Annotated in this window: 22 protein-coding genes and 1 pseudogene; 7 read left to right on the top strand and 16 right to left on the bottom strand. The window is 60.8% G+C overall.

What is annotated here, in order from left to right; translation table 11 throughout:
* Nucleotides 1-5 precede the first annotated feature (5 nt).
* Together HK22_RS13440 and HK22_RS13435 are read right to left on the bottom strand one after the other, a co-directional pair.
* The gene (locus HK22_RS13440; protein ID WP_086649634.1) at nt 6-1,994 is read right to left on the bottom strand and encodes a conjugal transfer protein TraG; all 1,989 of its coding nucleotides are present in this window, start codon (nt 1,992-1,994) and stop codon (nt 6-8) included.
* Nucleotides 1,995-2,111: 117 nt separating this feature from the next.
* On the bottom strand, nt 2,112-2,408 hold the full coding sequence (locus HK22_RS13435) for a DUF2285 domain-containing protein (RefSeq protein ID WP_086649633.1): 297 nt from the start codon (nt 2,406-2,408) through the stop codon (nt 2,112-2,114).
* 57 nt (nt 2,409-2,465) lie between these two features.
* On the opposite strand from HK22_RS13435, the gene HK22_RS13430 reads away from it, so the two are divergent.
* Nucleotides 2,466-2,798: a helix-turn-helix domain-containing protein gene (locus HK22_RS13430; RefSeq protein WP_233142662.1), complete on the top strand. Its 333-nt coding sequence runs from the start codon at nt 2,466-2,468 to the stop codon at nt 2,796-2,798.
* 49 nt (nt 2,799-2,847) lie between these two features.
* Entirely contained in the window at nt 2,848-3,072 is a 225-nt protein-coding gene (locus tag HK22_RS13425; RefSeq protein WP_062106335.1) for a helix-turn-helix domain-containing protein, read from the top strand.
* 23 nt (nt 3,073-3,095) lie between these two features.
* Here the strand turns inward: HK22_RS13425 and HK22_RS13420 are convergent, their stop codons facing one another.
* The 3 genes from HK22_RS13420 to HK22_RS13410 form a co-directional block, all read right to left on the bottom strand.
* Nucleotides 3,096-3,701 carry an isochorismatase family protein gene (locus tag HK22_RS13420; RefSeq protein WP_086649632.1) on the bottom strand — a complete coding sequence of 202 codons (606 nt, stop codon included), beginning with the start codon at nt 3,699-3,701 and terminating at the stop codon, nt 3,096-3,098.
* A 52-nt stretch (nt 3,702-3,753) separates the two neighbouring features.
* The gene (locus HK22_RS13415; RefSeq protein ID WP_086649631.1) at nt 3,754-4,776 is read right to left on the bottom strand and encodes a LysR family transcriptional regulator; all 1,023 of its coding nucleotides are present in this window, start codon (nt 4,774-4,776) and stop codon (nt 3,754-3,756) included.
* A gap of 123 nt (nt 4,777-4,899) precedes the next feature.
* Entirely contained in the window at nt 4,900-5,895 is a 996-nt protein-coding gene (locus tag HK22_RS13410; protein WP_086649630.1) for a zinc-binding dehydrogenase, read from the bottom strand.
* 99 nt (nt 5,896-5,994) lie between these two features.
* Between HK22_RS13410 and HK22_RS15535 the strand changes: the two genes are divergently transcribed.
* Nucleotides 5,995-6,870: a LysR substrate-binding domain-containing protein gene (locus HK22_RS15535; protein ID WP_086649629.1), complete on the top strand. Its 876-nt coding sequence runs from the start codon at nt 5,995-5,997 to the stop codon at nt 6,868-6,870.
* A gap of 65 nt (nt 6,871-6,935) precedes the next feature.
* Here the strand turns inward: HK22_RS15535 and HK22_RS15530 are convergent, their stop codons facing one another.
* From HK22_RS15530 to HK22_RS13350, 11 genes are all read right to left on the bottom strand, one after another.
* Nucleotides 6,936-8,168, bottom strand: a complete 1,233-nt coding sequence (locus HK22_RS15530) for a DUF3363 domain-containing protein (protein WP_369827273.1) — start codon at nt 8,166-8,168, stop codon at nt 6,936-6,938.
* Between the two features lie 1,057 nt (nt 8,169-9,225).
* A complete protein-coding gene (locus HK22_RS13395; protein ID WP_086649627.1) occupies nt 9,226-9,879 on the bottom strand; it encodes a lytic transglycosylase domain-containing protein in 654 nt (217 codons plus the stop codon).
* A 4-nt stretch (nt 9,880-9,883) separates the two neighbouring features.
* Complete coding sequence (locus HK22_RS13390; protein ID WP_086649626.1) at nt 9,884-10,219, bottom strand: DUF736 domain-containing protein; 336 nt, start codon at nt 10,217-10,219, stop codon at nt 9,884-9,886.
* Complete coding sequence (locus HK22_RS13385) at nt 10,203-10,808, bottom strand: S26 family signal peptidase (protein ID WP_086649625.1); 606 nt, start codon at nt 10,806-10,808, stop codon at nt 10,203-10,205. Before HK22_RS13385 ends, HK22_RS13390 begins: the two co-directional genes overlap by 17 nt.
* The gene (locus HK22_RS13380; protein WP_086649624.1) at nt 10,805-11,320 is read right to left on the bottom strand and encodes a DUF2840 domain-containing protein; all 516 of its coding nucleotides are present in this window, start codon (nt 11,318-11,320) and stop codon (nt 10,805-10,807) included. The genes HK22_RS13385 and HK22_RS13380 overlap by 4 nt, the downstream gene beginning before the upstream one ends.
* Nucleotides 11,317-12,435, bottom strand: a complete 1,119-nt coding sequence (locus HK22_RS13375) for a replication initiator protein A (RefSeq protein WP_086649623.1) — start codon at nt 12,433-12,435, stop codon at nt 11,317-11,319. Before HK22_RS13375 ends, HK22_RS13380 begins: the two co-directional genes overlap by 4 nt.
* Nucleotides 12,436-12,705 carry an AlpA family transcriptional regulator gene (locus HK22_RS13370; protein ID WP_086649622.1) on the bottom strand — a complete coding sequence of 90 codons (270 nt, stop codon included), beginning with the start codon at nt 12,703-12,705 and terminating at the stop codon, nt 12,436-12,438.
* A gap of 233 nt (nt 12,706-12,938) precedes the next feature.
* Nucleotides 12,939-13,445 carry a hypothetical protein gene (locus HK22_RS13365; RefSeq protein ID WP_086649621.1) on the bottom strand — a complete coding sequence of 169 codons (507 nt, stop codon included), beginning with the start codon at nt 13,443-13,445 and terminating at the stop codon, nt 12,939-12,941.
* Between the two features lie 63 nt (nt 13,446-13,508).
* Nucleotides 13,509-13,805, bottom strand: a complete 297-nt coding sequence (locus tag HK22_RS13360; protein WP_233142667.1) for a DUF2285 domain-containing protein — start codon at nt 13,803-13,805, stop codon at nt 13,509-13,511.
* A 25-nt stretch (nt 13,806-13,830) separates the two neighbouring features.
* Nucleotides 13,831-14,409 carry a DNA methyltransferase gene (locus HK22_RS13355; protein WP_086649620.1) on the bottom strand — a complete coding sequence of 193 codons (579 nt, stop codon included), beginning with the start codon at nt 14,407-14,409 and terminating at the stop codon, nt 13,831-13,833.
* Nucleotides 14,410-14,611: 202 nt separating this feature from the next.
* Entirely contained in the window at nt 14,612-15,289 is a 678-nt protein-coding gene (locus tag HK22_RS13350) for a DUF2726 domain-containing protein (protein WP_086649619.1), read from the bottom strand.
* 128 nt (nt 15,290-15,417) lie between these two features.
* On the opposite strand from HK22_RS13350, the gene HK22_RS13345 reads away from it, so the two are divergent.
* The 4 genes and pseudogenes from HK22_RS13345 (at nt 15,418) to HK22_RS13330 (ending at nt 18,063) form a co-directional block, all read left to right on the top strand.
* Nucleotides 15,418-15,627, top strand: a complete 210-nt coding sequence (locus tag HK22_RS13345; protein ID WP_086649618.1) for a hypothetical protein — start codon at nt 15,418-15,420, stop codon at nt 15,625-15,627.
* 101 nt (nt 15,628-15,728) lie between these two features.
* Nucleotides 15,729-16,052, top strand: coding sequence for a type II toxin-antitoxin system HigB family toxin (locus tag HK22_RS13340; RefSeq protein WP_086649617.1), 324 nt, complete (start codon nt 15,729-15,731; stop codon nt 16,050-16,052).
* Nucleotides 16,042-16,422 (top strand): type II toxin-antitoxin system HigA family antitoxin, encoded by a 381-nt coding sequence (locus HK22_RS13335; protein WP_086649616.1) that lies wholly within the window; start codon nt 16,042-16,044, stop codon nt 16,420-16,422. The genes HK22_RS13340 and HK22_RS13335 overlap by 11 nt, the downstream gene beginning before the upstream one ends.
* A 28-nt stretch (nt 16,423-16,450) precedes the next feature.
* Nucleotides 16,451-18,063, top strand: a pseudogene (locus HK22_RS13330) (recombinase family protein).
* The last annotated feature ends 24 nt before the right edge of the window (nt 18,064-18,087 follow it).

Here is an 18,087-nt window from a genome sequence, read left to right as displayed (position 1 = left end):
CATCCTCACAGATCGAGGCCGTCGGCCGGGTCCATCGTCGCCTGCCGCGCAACGGAGCGGGCCTGCTGACGTATGGTGCGCGCCCTGGCAGCATCGACATCCGGCTCGTCGTCGAGCACATCGAACTCCTGCAAGCCCGGATGCTCGGGCAGCACGATGTCCTCATGCTCCGGCAATTCCGGTTCGCGGCGGATGCCGGCATTGGCGGGGTCACCATCAGCGCCCGTGTTCCCACCCGGTGCTGATCCTCCTGATGGCGCCATTGTCTCCAGCGCCGACCAATCATCGGACGGAGGCGCGGACGGGCGTTTCGTCCCAGTAGCCGGGGGCGGCAGGACACGCTCCATGAACCGCGCGTCCTCGTAATAGCGGGCTTTCTTCGCGCGAACGGGGGCGACGCCCGCGACCAGCAGCAGTTCATCGGTCGGCGGAAGCTGCATCACCTCGCCGGGCGTCAGCAGCGGTCGTGCCGTTTCCTGTCGCGACACCATGAGATGCCCGAGCCAGAGCGATAGCCGGTGACCGGCATAATTGGTGGAATCACGCATTTCGGTCGCGGTGCCGAGCGCGTCCGACACCCGCCGGGCGGTGCGTTCGTCGTTGGTAGCGAAGGCAACACGGACATGACAGTTGTCGAGAATGCTGTTGTTCGCGCCGTAGGCTTTTTCGATCTGGTTGAGGCTCTGCGCGATCAGGAAGGATTTAATCCCATACCCCGCCATGAAGGCCAGCGCACTCTCGAAGAAATCCAGCCGGCCGAGGGCGGGAAACTCATCGAGCATCAGCAGCAACCGGTGCCGATGGGCGGAGACATGCAGATCCTCCGTCAGCCGCCTGCCGATCTGGTTCAGGATCAGGCGGATCAGCGGCTTGGTGCGGGCGATGTCGGATGGCGGCACGACAAGGTAGAGACTGGCGGGCTGACGACCGGACACCAGATCCGCGATGCGCCAGTCGCATCGTGCCGTCACCTTTGCCACCACGGGGTCGCGATAGAGGCCCAGAAACGACATGGCGGTGGACAGCACGCCCGACCGCTCGTTGTCGCTTTTGTTCAGCAGCTCGCGCGCCGATGACGCAATGACGGGATGCACGCCCGCCTTGCCGAGATGCGGCATGGACATCATCGCACGCAGCGTCGCCTCCACCGGCCGCTTGGGATCGGAGAGGAAATTGGCGACACCGGCCAGCGTCTTGTCCGGCTCAGCATAGAGGACATGCAGGATTGCGCCGACCAGCAGGGAGTGCGAGGTCTTCTCCCAATGGTTGCGCCGGTCCAAAGCGCCTTCGGGGTCAACGAGGATATCAGCGATGTTCTGGACGTCGCGTACCTCTTTGTCACCACGCCGGACCTCCAGCAGCGGGTTGTAGGGCGAGGACGCCGGATCGGTCGGGTCGAACAGCAGCACGCGCCCGTACCGGGCACGAAATCCGGCGGTCAGCCCCCAGTTCTCGCCCTTGATGTCATGGACGATGGCCGAGCCAGGCCAGGTCAGCAGCGTGGGCACGACCAGTCCGACACCTTTGCCCGAACGGGTCGGCGCGAAACACAAAACATGCTCTGGGCCGTTATGCCGCAGATAGTCCTGATCCCACCGGCCCAGCACCACGCCGTCGGGGTCGAGCAGCCCGGCTTCCTTCACTTCACCGACCTCCGCCCAGCGGGCCGAGCCGTATGTGGCGACGTTGCGGGCCTCCCGCGCCCGAAGGATGGACAAGCCGATGGCCACCACGATGGCGATGAGGCCGCCGGACGAGGCGATATATCCGCCCGTCACGAAGATCGACGGCGCGTAGGCGTCGTAGAAATACCACCACCAGAAGAAGGCCGGCGGATAGTAGAACGGCCAGCCCGCCACCATGAACCAGGGGACACCAAGCTGGGACTGAAAGCTGAGACGCCAGGCCGTCCATTCCGTGGCACTCCAGAGGGCGACGAACACGATCAGCAGGACGAGGGCGACCTGCCCCCACAGGACACGGCTTCCGGACATCGGGGCTCCAATCGGCTTGGGGAATGAAACCGATCAGAGAAGGGGCGACCCAGCGGCAGGCAATATATAATGAGTCGCGATCGTACCGCGGGATACCATGGCGTAGAAAAAGGACGGTCAGTGCCGGGTTGCGCGGGCGTCGATCACGGCCTGCTCGAGAATCTTCCGATAGCCGATTTTCGTCATCCACTGCGCACGGGCCAGATGACTTTCCCAGCAGGGGCGCGTACGCTCTGTGTCCGCCGGATCGCGATGCAGCACGATCCGCGCCACCTCCGCCCAGTCGGCCCGCTCTGCCTCGGCGTCCAGCAGGCGGAGATAGGTGATGAAATGCACTTCGTCATAGGTCGTGATCTCCGGCGCAGTCGGGGCCAGGTCATCGACATCGGGGTCCAGTTCGGGTCTTGCTGTCATCCGACAGCCCTCCAGCAAGATTGCAGTCAACCATATCCCAAAATGGGATAATCCCAAATGAGGATTATCGGAACGGCTCCCCTGCCCGTCGGAGAGCTGTTCTGCGTGAAGAAATCCCTGCGCACACCCCGGCAGCTTTTGCTGCAATCGCTCCTTACAGAAGCACGCAAGACCGGAGGTATGACGCAGGCGGAGCTGGCGGCCGCACTCGGTAAGCCACAATCCTTCGTCGCCAAATACGAGAATGGCGAGCGACGAATCGATGTCATCGAATTCGTGGACATAACAGCCGCCCTTGGCGTTTCCAGCGCGGATCTTCTCGTCCGTCTCGCACATGGCACGGAAAAGTCCCCTCCGAACGGGGACAATACCACGGACCGGGACGAATAGGAACGATCATTCCTGGAACGATCGTTCCGACACAGGTCTCGATGACGGCATGGATCTCAAGGAGGTCATGGCGGTCAACCTGCGTCGGATGCGTCATGACAGGGATATGACGCAAGAGGAGCTGGCCGATCGCGCCGGCCTGAGCACCCGCTATGTCGGGGCGATCGAACGCGCGGACGTGTCGGCAAGCGTTACAATCCTGGGCAAGATTGCCGAGGCACTAGACGTGGAGCCGGGCGCGTTATTGAAAGCTGTCCCGGCCAGCCCGCGCTGACCGGCTGAGGGGAAAAGACACCCTCACTCCTTCCACGCGGTGCTGTCCTTCACGACGACGGCGAACATATCCGCCAGCTCGGCGAGGGCGACACGACGCACGGTCTCGGCCGCGATCGTCCCGCCCAGCGGATCGGCGATATCGCGCGCGGCAATGGCGTCCGCCACCAGGGTCACGCGCAGGCCGTATTCCTCCGCCGCCGCGCGGGCGGTGGTGGATACGCAGACACCTACCGTATCCCCCGCGATGATGATCTCGTTCCGACCCGTTTCCTTGATCCGGTCCGCGAGCCCGGTGCCGATAAACGCATTCGCGTGGGTCTTGAACAGAACCGTCTCCCCTTCGCGGGGCGTCACCTGCGTCAGGAAATCGCGATACGGTCCATCGCTGGCGAAGGCGGGAGCGCCTGGTCCTGCTGCGTCATGGGCGATATGGATGACCGGCACGCCCTTACGCCGCGCAAGGTCAAGCAGCCGCCCGGCCTCATCCGCCGCCGCATCGACATTGGCGAGCGGCACCCGCCCGTCGCGATATTCGCGTTGGATGTCAATGAGGACGAGCACTGACCGGTCGAGCGGCGACGGACTATCGTCGAGACCGTAGATCTGACGGAAGGTTTCAAGGGTCATGGGGATTCTCCTCCTGGTAACAGGCTATGTTCACAGACCGACGTTGTGCGCTTCATAAAGGTGCGCCACTCGGTTCGTGATTTCCATATTCCTTGGCTGGAAAAGAAGATGGCATGGTTTGACGTCGCGCAGTCAAATCATCCAGGCGACTCATATGCGTGGCGAGATCCAGAAGATTCCGCAGCGCGGGGCTGCGGTTCTGCGGCGACCAGACCGCGCTGAACCGGGCGTGTTCCTTCTCGTCGTCGATCGGACGGAAGACAACGCCGGGAAATGGCATATGGCTGCCCGCCTCATGGGGCAGCGTGATCCCCTCTCCTGCCGCGACCATGTGCATCAACGTGTCCCGTCCGACATCGCGCCGCTGGAGGCGCGGTGATCGCCCATGCTCGGCCACGCGCCGGATGATATGTTCGAAAACCTGCGGCCCGGCGCCACCTGACCGGACAAGGAAGTTTTCCGTGACGATATCTGCCCAGGCGAGAGATTCCAGAGCTGCAAGCGGATGCGCGGCAGGAAGAGCGATCACCAACGCCTCGCTCCAGAGATGCCGGCTATGGCAATCAGGCACATCGGCGACATTGATGACGAAGGTCACATCGAGCTTGCCGTCGCGTATCATGGCGAGAGTATGTGACGACGGTCCTTCGATGATGCTCTGCTCGATTGCCGGGTGGTCTGCGCGATAGCGACGGCGCAGATCGGCGAGAAACCCTGTCGCGATCGAACCGTGCAGCCCAATCGCGAGGCGCCCGACCGTGCCGTCGGCAATCGCGCCTGCCGTCCTGACAGCATGGTCGATCTGCTCGATACCAGCCGAAACCTCCGCAACGAAGCGGCGCCCGGCCTCGGTCAGCCGGACACCGCGATGACGCCGCTCAAACAGGGGAAGACCCAACGTCTCTTCCAATGCTTTGATACGGGTACTGACGCTCGATTGGGTAACACCGAGTACACTGGCCGCGTGGCGAAAGTTCAGATGCTCTGCGACCGAAAGAAGCTGAACGAGCGTCACGAGCGGTATTCTTCCGCTTGCAATGCCTGCCACATCGGAGAGATGCCGCGCACGTCGCATATCACAGCGACTTCCATGAGAAACTGAGAAATCTCGCGCCTCTTCTATATATGGCGACGGTAACTCTGCTTTGTATGCGGCCATGACCGACGGCCGGGTAGCGTTGGGAGAACACTGCCAACATCACGGAACCACGACAAGTTTCCCCTTGTGCGCTCCGCTTTGCAATTCGGTAAGGGCAAGCGGAAGTGCATCGAAGGAGCTAGTTTCGATAGGTGGCAACTGAAGCCCACCAATTTCAAGCATCTGGAACAGTTCGGCGCCTGCAGAACGCCATTCTCGCCAGTCTTCGTCCGTAGCGTTTAGATAGACGCTGTTGAGCGCTACCTCATGCAGCCAAATAGCCGTGGTAAATGCTGGCACCGGATTTTCTTCAATCCGATCCTGAATGCAAACTAGATGGCCATTATAGCTGAGCATCGAAGCTAGTGATTGGGCGTGCTCGCCGCTCACTGTATCAAAGATTGCGTAAAGGCGGCGTGGCCCTAAACTTTCCGAAAGCTTGTTTTTCCATTCTGGATCACGATAGTCGAAAACATCCGTAATCCCGAGCGCCAAAAGCGCATCCCGGTGAGTGGGAGCGGCAGTCACCCAAACGCGCCAGCCGTTGCACACGGCCAATTGTGCGAGGATGAAGCCAACAGCACCGCCAGCGCCGGTTACGAGAACGTCCCGAGTGATCCGGCGAGGCACCTTTCGAAGAGCTTGCCATGCTGTCAAACCCGGGCATGGTAATGCCGCTGCAACCACGTTTTCTACACCGCCCGGAATCGGGAGGATGCTCCTGCCGTCTATACAGGTGAACTCTGCGAAGCTGCCATTACATGCAAGCGATTGATGATACGCGACCCTTAAACCGATGGGCAGGCGGATACCAGCACCCGTCGCCACGACGACACCGACCCCATCGACACCAGGAACATGGCCGGGCGACCACGCCACATGGCCCCATTCGATCATTTTCCAGTCCACAGGATTAAGTCCGACGGCGCGATTGGCAACCAGAACCTCGCCAGGAGCCGGAACTGGACGGGGGCGCATTTCCAGTCGCAAGCTCTGAGGTTCACCTTTACCAGGCCAAGCCCATACTTGATGCATTTCTGAAAGCGATTGGATCATGAAAACCTCTTAAAAATGAAGAGCTATCATCTCCAAAAGATAGCGCCCGCAAAGATATGATGGTAGACTTATATCTCTGAAATCAGACATCAGGTTTCTATGATATCCGACGCACTCGATCCTGATTTGCTACGCGCCTACGTGTCGGTTTGCCGACACGGCAGCCTCAGCCGTGCTGCGGAACAGGCTGGGCGTGCACAATCCGCATTCAGTATGCAAATACGCAGATTGGAGGACCTGTTAGGGAGTCGTCTGCTACGACGCACCGGCCGGGGGGTGATTCCGACTACCGAAGGTGAACTCTTCCTTAGCTATGCGACACGTATCCTCTCACTTGGCGAAGAAGTCGTGGCACGACTTGGCGAACAGCGCACTTGTGATCCAATCAGGATTGGGCTGGCGGAGGAAATCGCTGTCAAAGCACTTCCGGAAGCATTGGGGCGGCTCCGCCGTACATGGCCGGATCTGCACCTTGATATTGTCGTGGACCATAGCATTGCTATTGCTGACCGTTGGCGAGAGGGAGAACTCGATCTGGCAGTGGCGACCTGTTCGTCTTTTTCTGGGGACGCTGCGGAAACCTGGGATATCGAACTCCTCTGGGTGGGAGGAATTGACTACGGCCCCGACCCAGCACATCCCTTAGACATTATCGCTTATGCTGAACCCTGCATTTGGCGCCGCCGAATGGTAGACGCATTGGCTGAAATCGGCCGGAACTATCGGGTCACACTGACAAGCCAAAGCATTAGTGCTATCCGAGCCGGCGTAGAAAGTGGGCTCGGGGTTGCCTTGATGACCGCAGAATGTGTACGGCCAGAGACAATGCGTGCGCTTCCTACATCGGCAAGTTTACCGCCGCCACTTATCGTTCAGTATGGACTCTACGCTCCAGATCAGCCGAATAAAATTACAAAAGCTGCAATGGAGTTTCTGGCGCATAGCCTCAGGTTACCAAGGAAGAACCTTTTATAGGTTCTTAACAGATTGCAAAAAACACAATCATCAAACCCGATTTAGAACAACTCTTGCTGATTTCGTTATAATCCAAGTCCTCTATTTCGCCCCAACTGCCACGATACCGTTCCACCCTGCACTATACCTGTGACCTCCCGACCGAGGTGGCGCTCGATCACGGGCCGCCACGGAACCAGCGTGAACTCATGGGACTTCTCGACAATGGCAAACTTCCCGCTCGATAGCTGAGCGGTGCCGGTAAACGTACCGCTGACCGTCTCGCCATCAGCAGCGCCACGAAACGGCATGTGTTTCGTGGCGGCCAAGTCTACCCCAATACGAGCGACCTCCCGCTCCTGAAGCGTGGCAAGCAGGTTGCGCCGGTAGCTCATGCGTCCATCCGGTCGCTGGGTCGCGTCGCCCTGCTCGATCAACTTCTCCCGCCGCTGTTCCATCGCCTCGCGCACCTGCTCCCCGAAGCCGGCGGGCACCAGATCGGACACAGCACCTCCGACAAGCCGCCGGTCGAGCCAGGTCGCACCATCCGCGACGATCTGCCTTTCAAGGTCGAACGACGACAGGATGCGGACATTAGCCCGTCCGCCCCTCCCTGCGTCATGGGCAGCAGCACGGGTGGCGAAATCATCGGGGATGCGCCACTGGTCGGCGTCGATCCGTTCGACGATACCGGCCCGGCGCAGGGCCTCCAGCCGTCGAACATGGGAGGCGACGAAACCGTCATAATCGCCGCCCGGCACGCGCCCCTCGAACCGGGCCTGTTCCAGATGACGGCTCGGCCGATAAATACCTCCTTCGGCCATGCTGGCAATCGCCCGATCAGAAGGGCGCCCAGCGCTATCGGGCGGCCCGATCTCAACGATGCTGCCGATCCGTGCCTCCGCGACGCGGACCGGGTCAATGCCGGCGACATGATGCGTGCAGCCATCGATCCCATCGACCACCAGCGTCAGTTCCTCACCCAACTCGTCGGACAGATGCTTGTCGATGACGCGGCCGACAATCGGCGTCGCAGGTGCCGCATCATGGATCGCAAAGCTCATCGGGTCGCGCTCGGCGCCCTCCGCCCGGAGTGCCTTCTGCATCGTGCGGATGATGTCGCCGCGCTCGCCCATCTCGCGCAGCGTCGGCTCCAGCCGCTCGCTCAGTTTCCACCGCCCCGGCGCATGTTCCGTTGCGAGGCCCATATCGCCCAGCTTGCCAAGACGGCGCAGGCGGAGAGTCCGGTCCGCCTGGCCACGCGGATCATCAGGTTCATGCCGCAAATCGAGAAACCGGCCCTCGGCCTCCGCGAGCATCGCCCGGTCGATCCGGGTAAAACGATCCTGGTCGATTTCGGCAGTCAACTTGCGGCGCTGCTCGATCTCGGTGACAGGCCCGAGTTCCAGCGTCACCAGTTCGCTTGCCCGTTCGCGGATGCCGTTGGCGAGATAGTCACCATTGATAACCAGATCCTCGCCCAGATCGTCACGGCCGTTGACGACGACATGCACATGCGGATGGCCGGTGTTGTAATGGTTGACGGCCACCCAATCGAGCTTCGTACCGAGATCGGCCTCGACCTGCGCCATCAGGTCGCGGGTGTAACCCGTCAGATCGGCAAGATCCCCGGCATCCTCCGGCGAGACGATGAACCGAAATTGGTGACGGTCATCGCGGCCGCGATCGAGAAACGCATCACCATCGGCACGGTCTTCGGTCCCCGAATAGAGGCGACCGCGTTCACCGTCGCGGGCGGTGCCGTCGCGCTGGATATAGCGAAGATGGGCAGCGGCCTTGCCGTTTCGCCCGGCGGCACGGACGGAGCGGGATTTGACGATGACGCGACGACTGCCTGGTCGGCGATGACTCCAGCCGTTCGACAGGTTCCGGGCACGCACGAAGGTCACGCCCCGTCCGCGCCGCACGCCACGCCCGGACGCGATGCTTCCGTCCCCTTTCGGTGCTTGGCTAGAACCGCCGCCTCGGGGGCGTCCGCTCCCGCCGTTCGCCGCCTGCTGCTGGCGCGTGACCGTCCGCACTCTGGTCAGGAAACTCCTGGCACGACCGACCTTCGGCGTGTTGGCACGGATGCGACCCGGCCTCGGGCGGAACCGGTTATCGTCGCCCGCGCTCATGGCCGCCGATCCGCCCGAAACTGCCACGAACAGACAGGAGTGCCACGAAAAACGGGGCGGAAACTGACTTCGCCGCCTGTCGCGGCACCATACCCCCTCAAAAGGGGTGCCACCCAAAACAATGTGCAGACAAGGGCTGGCCCTACGGATCGGACCCATGGGGTGCCGTCCGCTTTAATCTTGCGCTCCCTCTTCTGCCCTCTTTCCGCCTCTCCACCCCCTGCCCCGCATCCTCTCATCATGGCCGCGATCCCATGCTGCCACGCACCATGAACAGGCCATCCGATCGCGGTATGATTCCCGACATATCGTGCCCTGACGCGACTGCCGCTCTACGATCCGGCTGCACGATGAAGAGCGGCGCACGGGTCCAGGTAAACCGATCGACCGTCGTGATCATGACGGGAGCATCGCCACCACCTGCGATGATCGGCGCAACGGCAGCGACATAAGAGCGCGTTTCCAATGGCAATGGTCGCCCTGCCAGAGACGCCTCGTAGCGATCGGGACCGGCATTATAGGCTGCCAGAAAACCCGGCGATCCATAGCGGTCATGCAACTCACGGAGATATGCCGCGCCCGCCAGAATGTTGTCGCGCGGATTGTAGGGATCACGGCCGAGATGATGCCGGATGCGCAGATCCGCCCATGTGCCGGGCATGATCTGCATCAGCCCCATCGCCCCCGCTGATGAAACGACATCCGGATCGCCTGCACTCTCGGCGCCCATGACGGCCCTGATCCAAGTTGCCGGAATGTCGAAACGCCGCGCAGCCTCAGCAATCTCGGCAGCATACGGGACGTCGATTGTCTGTGCCGATACAGCAACTGGCGACGTGGACACGAGACATCCCGCTGCTAACAAACACACGATCAGGGTCTGACTGCGCATGACATCAGTCCCGCCCGTCGCGCCTCTGGGGGCGGCTCCAGTGCAACGACCAGAGACCGCCATTGCTGCCGTCACGGAACAGATTGGCGCGTAACGGTTGCGGCAGAAGCGGATCGTCAATCAGCAGGGCAACGTAGTCGCCGGCCCGTTCTCCGGTGCGTTTCCAGCCCGCACCGATCTCCGGGCCATCTTCGTCATCGCGATGGATGCGATAATCCGGGGCGTTGTCGGAGTCCGATTTCTCGGCCAGCACAATGATGATTTCATGGGAACCAAGGAAGGTCTGGATGCGTCCGGCAAAGCCGGTCTTGTCGCGCGTGAAGCTACCGATTTGCGGCATGGGAAGTCTCCTTTGCGATATTGGGAAGGCGCGGCATCGACCTATCAGCAAACAAGCTGTGCCAGACGAAATGACCGTCACCGTGCGCGTCGGTGTAGAGCGGCGTCGCCCGGCCGATCACGGCGGCGCGCGGGAGCGGGCCGAAATAGCGCCCGTCCAGACTGTCGCGAACGGCTGGGTTCATGAGGAAAATCTGATCCGGTGCGATGCGGCGGCAGCCCTGCCAGACCGGCAACATACGCCCACGCCGGTCACGGTCCTGCGCTTCGCCGAGCACCGCGCCATCCACCGTGACGGTGCGGCCGACACGACAAACCTGTTGCCCCGGCAGCGCCGCCACGCCCTTGAGCAGCGGCACACCCCGGCCGATATAGCCGCGCCCGACCATGAAGTCGGCCAGCGGGTTCGGTGGCCTGACGGCAACCAGTTCGCCCGTCTTCAGCCCGTTCGGCGCTGCAAGGTCGTAGAGGCCGAGCGGCGTACTGGCAGAAGCGTTCCAGAGCAGCTTCACCGGAACGGGGACGATGGCGGCGACGGCCACGCCCATCGCGGCAAAATACGTCGCCATCACATAACCGAAGCGGGTCATGGCACGATCTCCCGCCGTCTGAGCCAGGCCCGATGACGTGCCATGGTGTAGGTGCGCGGTTGCTCACCCGCATTCAGCCGGTTGCCGACATGCCGCCAGTGATCCGGCGAAACCGTGCATGCGTCGATGCCGGCTTCTTCCACCGCATCGATATGGCGGAGCACCTGTTCGACCTTCGGCCAACCCGCGACCCGCAGCAGGATTTCACCGCCGGGCTGGATAAAGGGCACGGTCTGGCAGGCTTCTCCCTGAGCCACGGCGCGCAGGATGTCGATGCGCGACGCGATCGTGCCGAAATCGTTGGCTGCCCAGCGGACGAAGGCAAAGATGCTGCCGGGATGGAAGGAGAAAATACGGCGTCGGCGGTCGAGGATCTGTTCCTGAGCCTCATGGCCGAACCTGATCCAGTTCTCGACCCGCTTTTCGATGTGGGTCAGTTCGGCATGGGTCAATGCGTCGCGTGCGAACGGCAGGGTGTGGCCCCGCGCACGGGACGTTGTGGCGCTGGTCATGGCCCGTCTCCCGGCATGGGAGAAAGACCACACGCGTGCGGATCATGCGGCTTGCCAGCGGCACCGGCACCACGGTCGGCATCCGGTCGCCCCAACGTCAAAAAGTTAGATTCTAAGTTAGACTCTAAGTTAGCAGCGCGATTCCTCGTTTCAGGCCAAAGACTTAACTGGGGTTCGTGCGCCTGAAATCCCGATAGTGATGCGCCCGAAGTCCCGATAGTCCCTGCGCCCGAAATCCCGTGTCCATCCACAGCGTCATCCACAGGCACTGTGGATAAATTGACGGGACGAATATGCAGCAGTTTCCGCCGTCCTTCGCGCCGGATCGCGAGGCGATAGCCGGGGAGCGGCTGGCGGGCGGCGATGCGCCGCAGGTCGAGCGCGAAATCGGAGACACGCGCCAGGCTGCCGGATTTCTCGTGAAGATGGGGAATCTCGAACTGCCAGCCCTGCGGCTGATGCCCGGCATGTTTACGGGCGACGCGGTAGAGCCAGCGTTCGATGCCGCCCGTCAGGCGGAAATAGGCCGGGTCGATGGTCAGGACCAACGAGCGGTCGATGACGCCGCGATAGAACCAGTCCGGCAGGACGCACTCCATGCCCTCGACACGGCCGTCGCGAGTTGTCCGTTCCTCCCATTCGTTGATCCAGGAGAACTGGTGCCGGCGCCAATGCTCACCGTTGCGGATGGTGGTGCGGATCACGGTCGATTGCAGCCGGGCGAATGCGGCCTTGAGCAGGCGATAATCCCGTGCGCCCGTGGTACGGCCGACGGCCGTCAGAAGCTGGTATGGGGTGAAGCGCAGAAAGCGAGACGTCCTGAGGCCGCCATTCTCGGCCTCGACAATCTGCGAGGCGGCCCAGATCAGCACGTCGGCGTCCCAGATGGTTGCCATGCCGTGCTCGGCCAGGCCATGAATCTCGACCCGCTGGCCACTGGCCTCGTAGAGGATCGGGGCGACCCGCTTTGCCTTGGAAAGCGAGAAGAACGGCCGCTCCATGAGATCGCGCTGGTCGCGGGGGCTGGCATCGCCTCCCGCGATCACGAAGGGAGCAAGGCGCAGCCGCTCGCTCTCCCGCCCGTGCTGGCCGCGCTGCGGCATGACGCCGGCCATTCAGAGGGTCGCCTTTTCGGCCGGGGTCAGCGGGCGGGCTGGGAAGACACGGCAGGGTGTCTCGTCGGTCGTGGACCTGCGGACGCCGTTCTCGGTCCAGCCCTGAAGATCTGGGAGAGCATAAACGATGCGGCCACCAATCTTGCGATAGGTCGGGCCGGTGCCGTAGGTGCGGTGCTTTTCCAGCGTGCGGATGGAAATGCCGAGGAAGCGCGCAGCATCGGGCGTGCGCAGGAAACGGGGCGGCAACCCCGTCTTGGGATCGAGCATGATCGGCCTCCGGTTGGGTTCGGCGGCTGTCGGTCACGACAGCGGGCCATGGCGAACCGTGGCGGAGGATCGGTGGGCTGGAGAGTGCCGAAATCAGGCAGGGATATATCCGGCACTCATGGAGATAGTTTATCCAAACCCCGTTTATGCTTATGCATATAAAAATTATTTATTAATCGACGCAATTTCAAAAATATATTCTGAAATAAATATAATAACTTTAATAATTTTCTTCACGGATGCGCATGATTATATCTAATAAAAAATGAAATCATCAAAACCACAAACCCGATTGCCGCCATCGGCCCCTTTCCAGATTTTTCCAAAAAAAATGACACCCCCGTTATTGGAGCGGCCAAAAATATGAGTACAATCAACTGATTTATTACGTAATTTGACATCAATGCTACAGAAATAGAAAAAGCAGCAAGCCAAAAAAGAATTAATACAGGAGGCAACCATGGAAAATAACTAAAAATACCGTAAATTAACTCCTGAATATATTTAAAAAATACTGCCGTTATAAATACAAATATCAGCGGATATATCGTCTTTTTTTTATTTTCCCAAAAAAATTTCCAATAATCCGGAAAGGGTTTAAGTGATCTCTCTTTAACTCCCAAAAAATATTCTCTTAATGGTTCATTGATGCTCTTTCTTAACGGCTCGGGCATGAAATAATCACTACCCATTAAGATAGCTGACACCGCCTGCATAATAATAATGTTCTTTTCTATCATATTTATAATCTTTCAGATTTACGATATCTCGACCAAGCTGCGCTACCATACTTCATACAAATCTCAACGCCCAGACAGACGGATCGGATAGCGCAACAGGTCACGGTAGCCTCCTCGAACATAATACCGACCATCGGCAACGAGACGCCGAACCTGGTTCTTGCGAGGATCGCTTTCCCAATCGGCCTTCCTGCCACAAAACCCAAGCAATGCCTCAGCAAGCCTGCGATAGCTCGCGCCAGCCGCTCTCCCATCAAACGCCCTGAGCATCAGGATATGCCGGTCCCGCGTCTGTTGCGGGAAATCATGCGCCCGTCTGCCCTCAGGCCGGCCGACCAGCGCGCGCCATAAACGCAGCACGGCCTCCGCGCGAAGCTCCAGCAGCTTATCGAATGGCAGGATCACGACATAAGTGGCGCGCCCATCCGGTGGATGTGTCGGGAGCCAGAATTAACGCATCGACCAGCGGAAGCAACGCCGCCACCGGCTTTTGCGTCGGATGCAGTTTATTGCCCGAATACGGCATGTCGATCACATCCGGCACCGGCTGTCTAGGCCGCCTCACGCTCCCTTTTGCCAGAAGGTAAGCGCTTTCATGCTCGTAGCGAAGAAAACCCGAAGACGAGGCATAGGATTTGCGGAAAACGATATGTCCGACCATGCGGAACCCGGCCGCTTTCCAGGCATCGGCAAACAGGTCGATCTTATTCCATCCGTAAAAACTGACGGCAAGACCGCCCCATTTCAGCACACGGTGCATCTGATTCACGGCCGGACGGAGCCAACGCGCGTTATCGTCATTGAGAACTTTCCGCCCGTCCCGCCCCTGATAGTTCACCAGGTAAGGCGGATCGGTCAGAATGAAATCCACCGCGTTGCGCGGCATTGCCCGCATCAGGTCCACGCTGTCGCCATTGAGAATGGTATTGCGGAAATTGGTCGCCGTGGTGGTGTTGCCGCTCATGGTCTTCGTCCTTTGTTCCACGAGGAACAGCCCCGCTGTTCCTCTGCCTCGCGGCGAGCAGCGGGGTAGCAACGGCAAGGGCGACCGATGGGGAGGGGTATCTCCCGGTCTGCACGGAGCGCAGCGCAGGAAGATCGGGGACACCCCATCGGGCGGCGTCAGCGCGCTGACGCGCACCCTTTCCGGCGCGAGGGCGGAGCCATTAGCCTGTTCTTTTGTCTGTTTCCAGCACTCCAATTTTCTCCGAAAGTGCAGCGAAGACATCCGGCTTGCTCATCCTCTCGGGGATTTCGAGCAACGGGATACCTGCCTTCTGCAAGGCCAGACGCTTGACCGCCATACGAGCGTCAGCGTCGCCGGATAGATCGTGACCGGAACCGTTATACTCGACCACCAGGACCGGATTGCCAAAACGATCGATCAAAAGGAAATCGACGCGCTTGCCGCTATAGGAACTGAAAGCCCGCTTCTGACGTGGATCATCCGGGGCATAAGGCGTTTTGATGAATCCGCCCATCGCAACCTCGAAGGCGAAACGCCAGTCGGGCTGATAGTCCTTGATCCACTCGTCGATCGCGTAGAGTACACGCACGGCTTCCCGATTGACGGGAGGAACAGCCTTCAGGCTGCATTCACCAATGAAGCGCAACTGGTTCTGCGGATCGGACAGGTCATTCTCCTGTCGGTATTGCCGACGCCGCTCGTCTTCCTGCTGCCTATCGGCAGCCTGTTTGTTGAGCGTGGCGATCTGTCGACGAAGCGTCTCGATCTGACCCGCAGCCTGCTGTTCGGACTGCACAAGAGCCTCTTTCGCACGACGATCTCGAATATAGAATCCAATGGCATATCCGATCGCCAGAAGAATGATCACCTTTTCCACGGCCGATAAGCCTCCCTTTTCTGCGCGATCACCGCCGATTACCGCATGGGCTGTCGCACGGTCTTCTCAAATCCCCTTGTCCTGTCCTTCATCGTTCCTGTCGCCCCATGACCGGGAAGGTGGACAGGATGGCACGCAAACCCGACAGGATCAGGATCGAGGTGTTCGGCCCCGCCAGTGAGGCGGAAACGGCCGATGCGGCGTTCCGCCCGGCCGATGACACCATTCGCTCCCTCGCTCGCCTGATCGGCCGGCAGATGGCCCGCGAGCAGTTCGAGCGTGTCCGCGCGCTGGAGCGGAAACAGGCCCGGCAGAACCGATCCGGCCCCATGCGGTAGCCTCTCCTTCCCGGCTGCGTTTCCCCCGGCGAAAGACCACTCGCCGGGCTGTCGTGTATTTTTCTTGTGACCATTATGGTCCCGTGATATAAGGTCAGTCAATGAGGATCATCGCCCGTCGCACGCTGAGAGAGTTCGTCGACAGTCTGGCGGGCCAGAAGGACCAGCCGGCCGTCAAGGCGGCGCTGGACGCCTGGTTCACCGAAGTCGGCAGAGCTGGATGGACGAGCACTGCCGATGTGAAGCAGCTCTACGCCACGGCCAGCATCGTCAACGCCGAGCGCATCGTTTTCAACATCAAGGGCAATGCCTATCGCCTGGTCGTGGCGGTCGATTTCGAGAAAAGCATTGTCTGGATCAAATGGATCGGCACGCACAAGGCGTATGACAGGATCGACGTGACGGAGGTGGAGCATGACGGCTGACCTGAAACCCATCCGCAACGAGGCGGATTATGACGCGGCACTGGAAGAAGTTGGCCGGCTATGGGGAGCGAAGAGCGGCACGCTCGATGGCGACCGTCTCGACGTTCTGGCGACGCTGATCGACGCCTATGAGGCCAAACACCATCCGATCGATCCGCCCGATCCGGTTGAGGCGATCCGCTTCCGCATGGAACAGCAGGGCCTCACCCGCAAGGATCTGGAGCCGATGATCGGCCCGCGCAATCGGGTGGCCGACGTGCTGAACCGCAAGCGCGGCCTGTCGATCGACATGATCCGCCAGTTGCATGATGGTCTCGGCATCTCGGCCGAGGTGCTGATCCGGCCCAGCCGGATGGACAAGGTCGCCTGATAGGAAACACTACCCAAGGAACATCCCCATGACCCGCGTCGCCCTGTATGCCCGCTACTCGTCCGACAACCAGCGCGACGCCTCGATCGAGGATCAGTTCCGCATTTGCCGCGAACACGCAAAACGCGAGAAGTGGAAGGTGATTGGTGCCTATAAAGACGCAGGCATTTCCGGCGCCAGCATGATCCTGCGCCCCGGTATCCAAACCCTGTTGCAGGATGCCCAGGCCGGACGGTTCGACATCGTGCTGGCCGAAGCCCTGGACCGCATCTCGCGCGACCAGGCGGACGTCGCCACCCTGTTCAAGCACCTGAAATTCGCCGGCGTGCCGATCGTCACCCTGGCAGAGGGCGAGATCAGCGAACTGCATGTCGGCCTCAAGGGCACGATGAACGCCCTTTTCCTCAAAGACCTCGCCGCCAAGACCCATCGTGGCCTGCGCGACCGGGTGGAGGACGGCAAGTCCGGCGGCGGTCTCTGCTACGGCTATCGCGTCGTCCGCCAGTTCGACGCCAAAGGCGAACAGATCCGGGGCGATCGCGAGATCGACGCGCATCAGTCGGTGGTCCCGAGGGCAAATTGTGGAACGACACCACCATCCGGGGTCATGTGAAGCGCGGCACCGGCATCATCAACAATGAGCTGTATATCGGGCGCCTGGTCTGGAACCGGCAGCGCTATGTGAAAGACCCGTCCACCGGCAAGCGCGTCTCACGCCTAAACCCAGAATCAGAATGGGTCATCACAAACGTGCCCGATCTGCGGATCGTCGATGACGCACTCTGGCAGGCAACAAAGGCCCGCCAAAGCATCATCGCCGAGAAATACGTCAACGTCACTGAGGCCGTCCGGGCGCATCACAAACGGAACCGGCTCAACGGCACACGCCGGCCGACATCCCTGCTGTCTGGCCAGCTGTTCTGCGGCCTGTGCGGCGGCCCTTACACGCTGCGAGGTTCCGACCGCTTCGCCTGCTCATCCCACGTCACCAATGGTTCCTGCACCAACAGCCGGACGATCCCCCGCACTGATCTGGAACGCCGGGTGCTCTCCGGGCTGAAGGACCGGATGATGGCGCCGGAGATCGCTGCCGAGGCGATGCGCGCCTATGCCGAGGAGACCAACCGCCTCAATCGCGAACGCAGGTCCAATGCCGATGTCTGGCAGGTCGAACAGGTGAAGGTGGAGAAGCAGATCCGGGGCATCATCGAAGCCATCAAGGAGGGCATGTTCCATCCCAGTATGAAGGCTGAGATGGATACGCTCGAAGCCCGCAAGGCCGAGCTGGCGACCCTGCTCTCCGACATCCCCGACGACGTGCCAGACCTGCTGCCTAGCGCATCAGCGATTTATGCCCGCAAGGTTGGCCGCCTGACCGACGCTCTCAACCATCCCGAGGAACGGCTGGAAGCCGCCGAGGCGCTACGGGCGCTGATCGAGAAGGTCGTGCTGACACCCGGCCCGAACCGGGGCGAGATCGACGCGATGCTGTATGGGGAACTGGGCACGATCCTGAGCTGGATCGAGCGGCAAACCGTTGGAAAGGCTGAAAAAAGAAACACTCCCGGAGCTGGGCTCACGGGAGTGTCGGTATCGGTGGTTGCGGGGGCAGGATTTGAACCTGCGGCCTTCAGGTTATGAGCCTGACGAGCTACCGGGCTGCTC

Source organism: Gluconobacter sp. DsW_056 (genome assembly GCF_002153595.1).
GTDB classification, from domain to species: domain Bacteria; phylum Pseudomonadota; class Alphaproteobacteria; order Acetobacterales; family Acetobacteraceae; genus Gluconobacter; species Gluconobacter albidus.
This window is presented reverse-complemented; position numbering and strand designations above follow the sequence as displayed.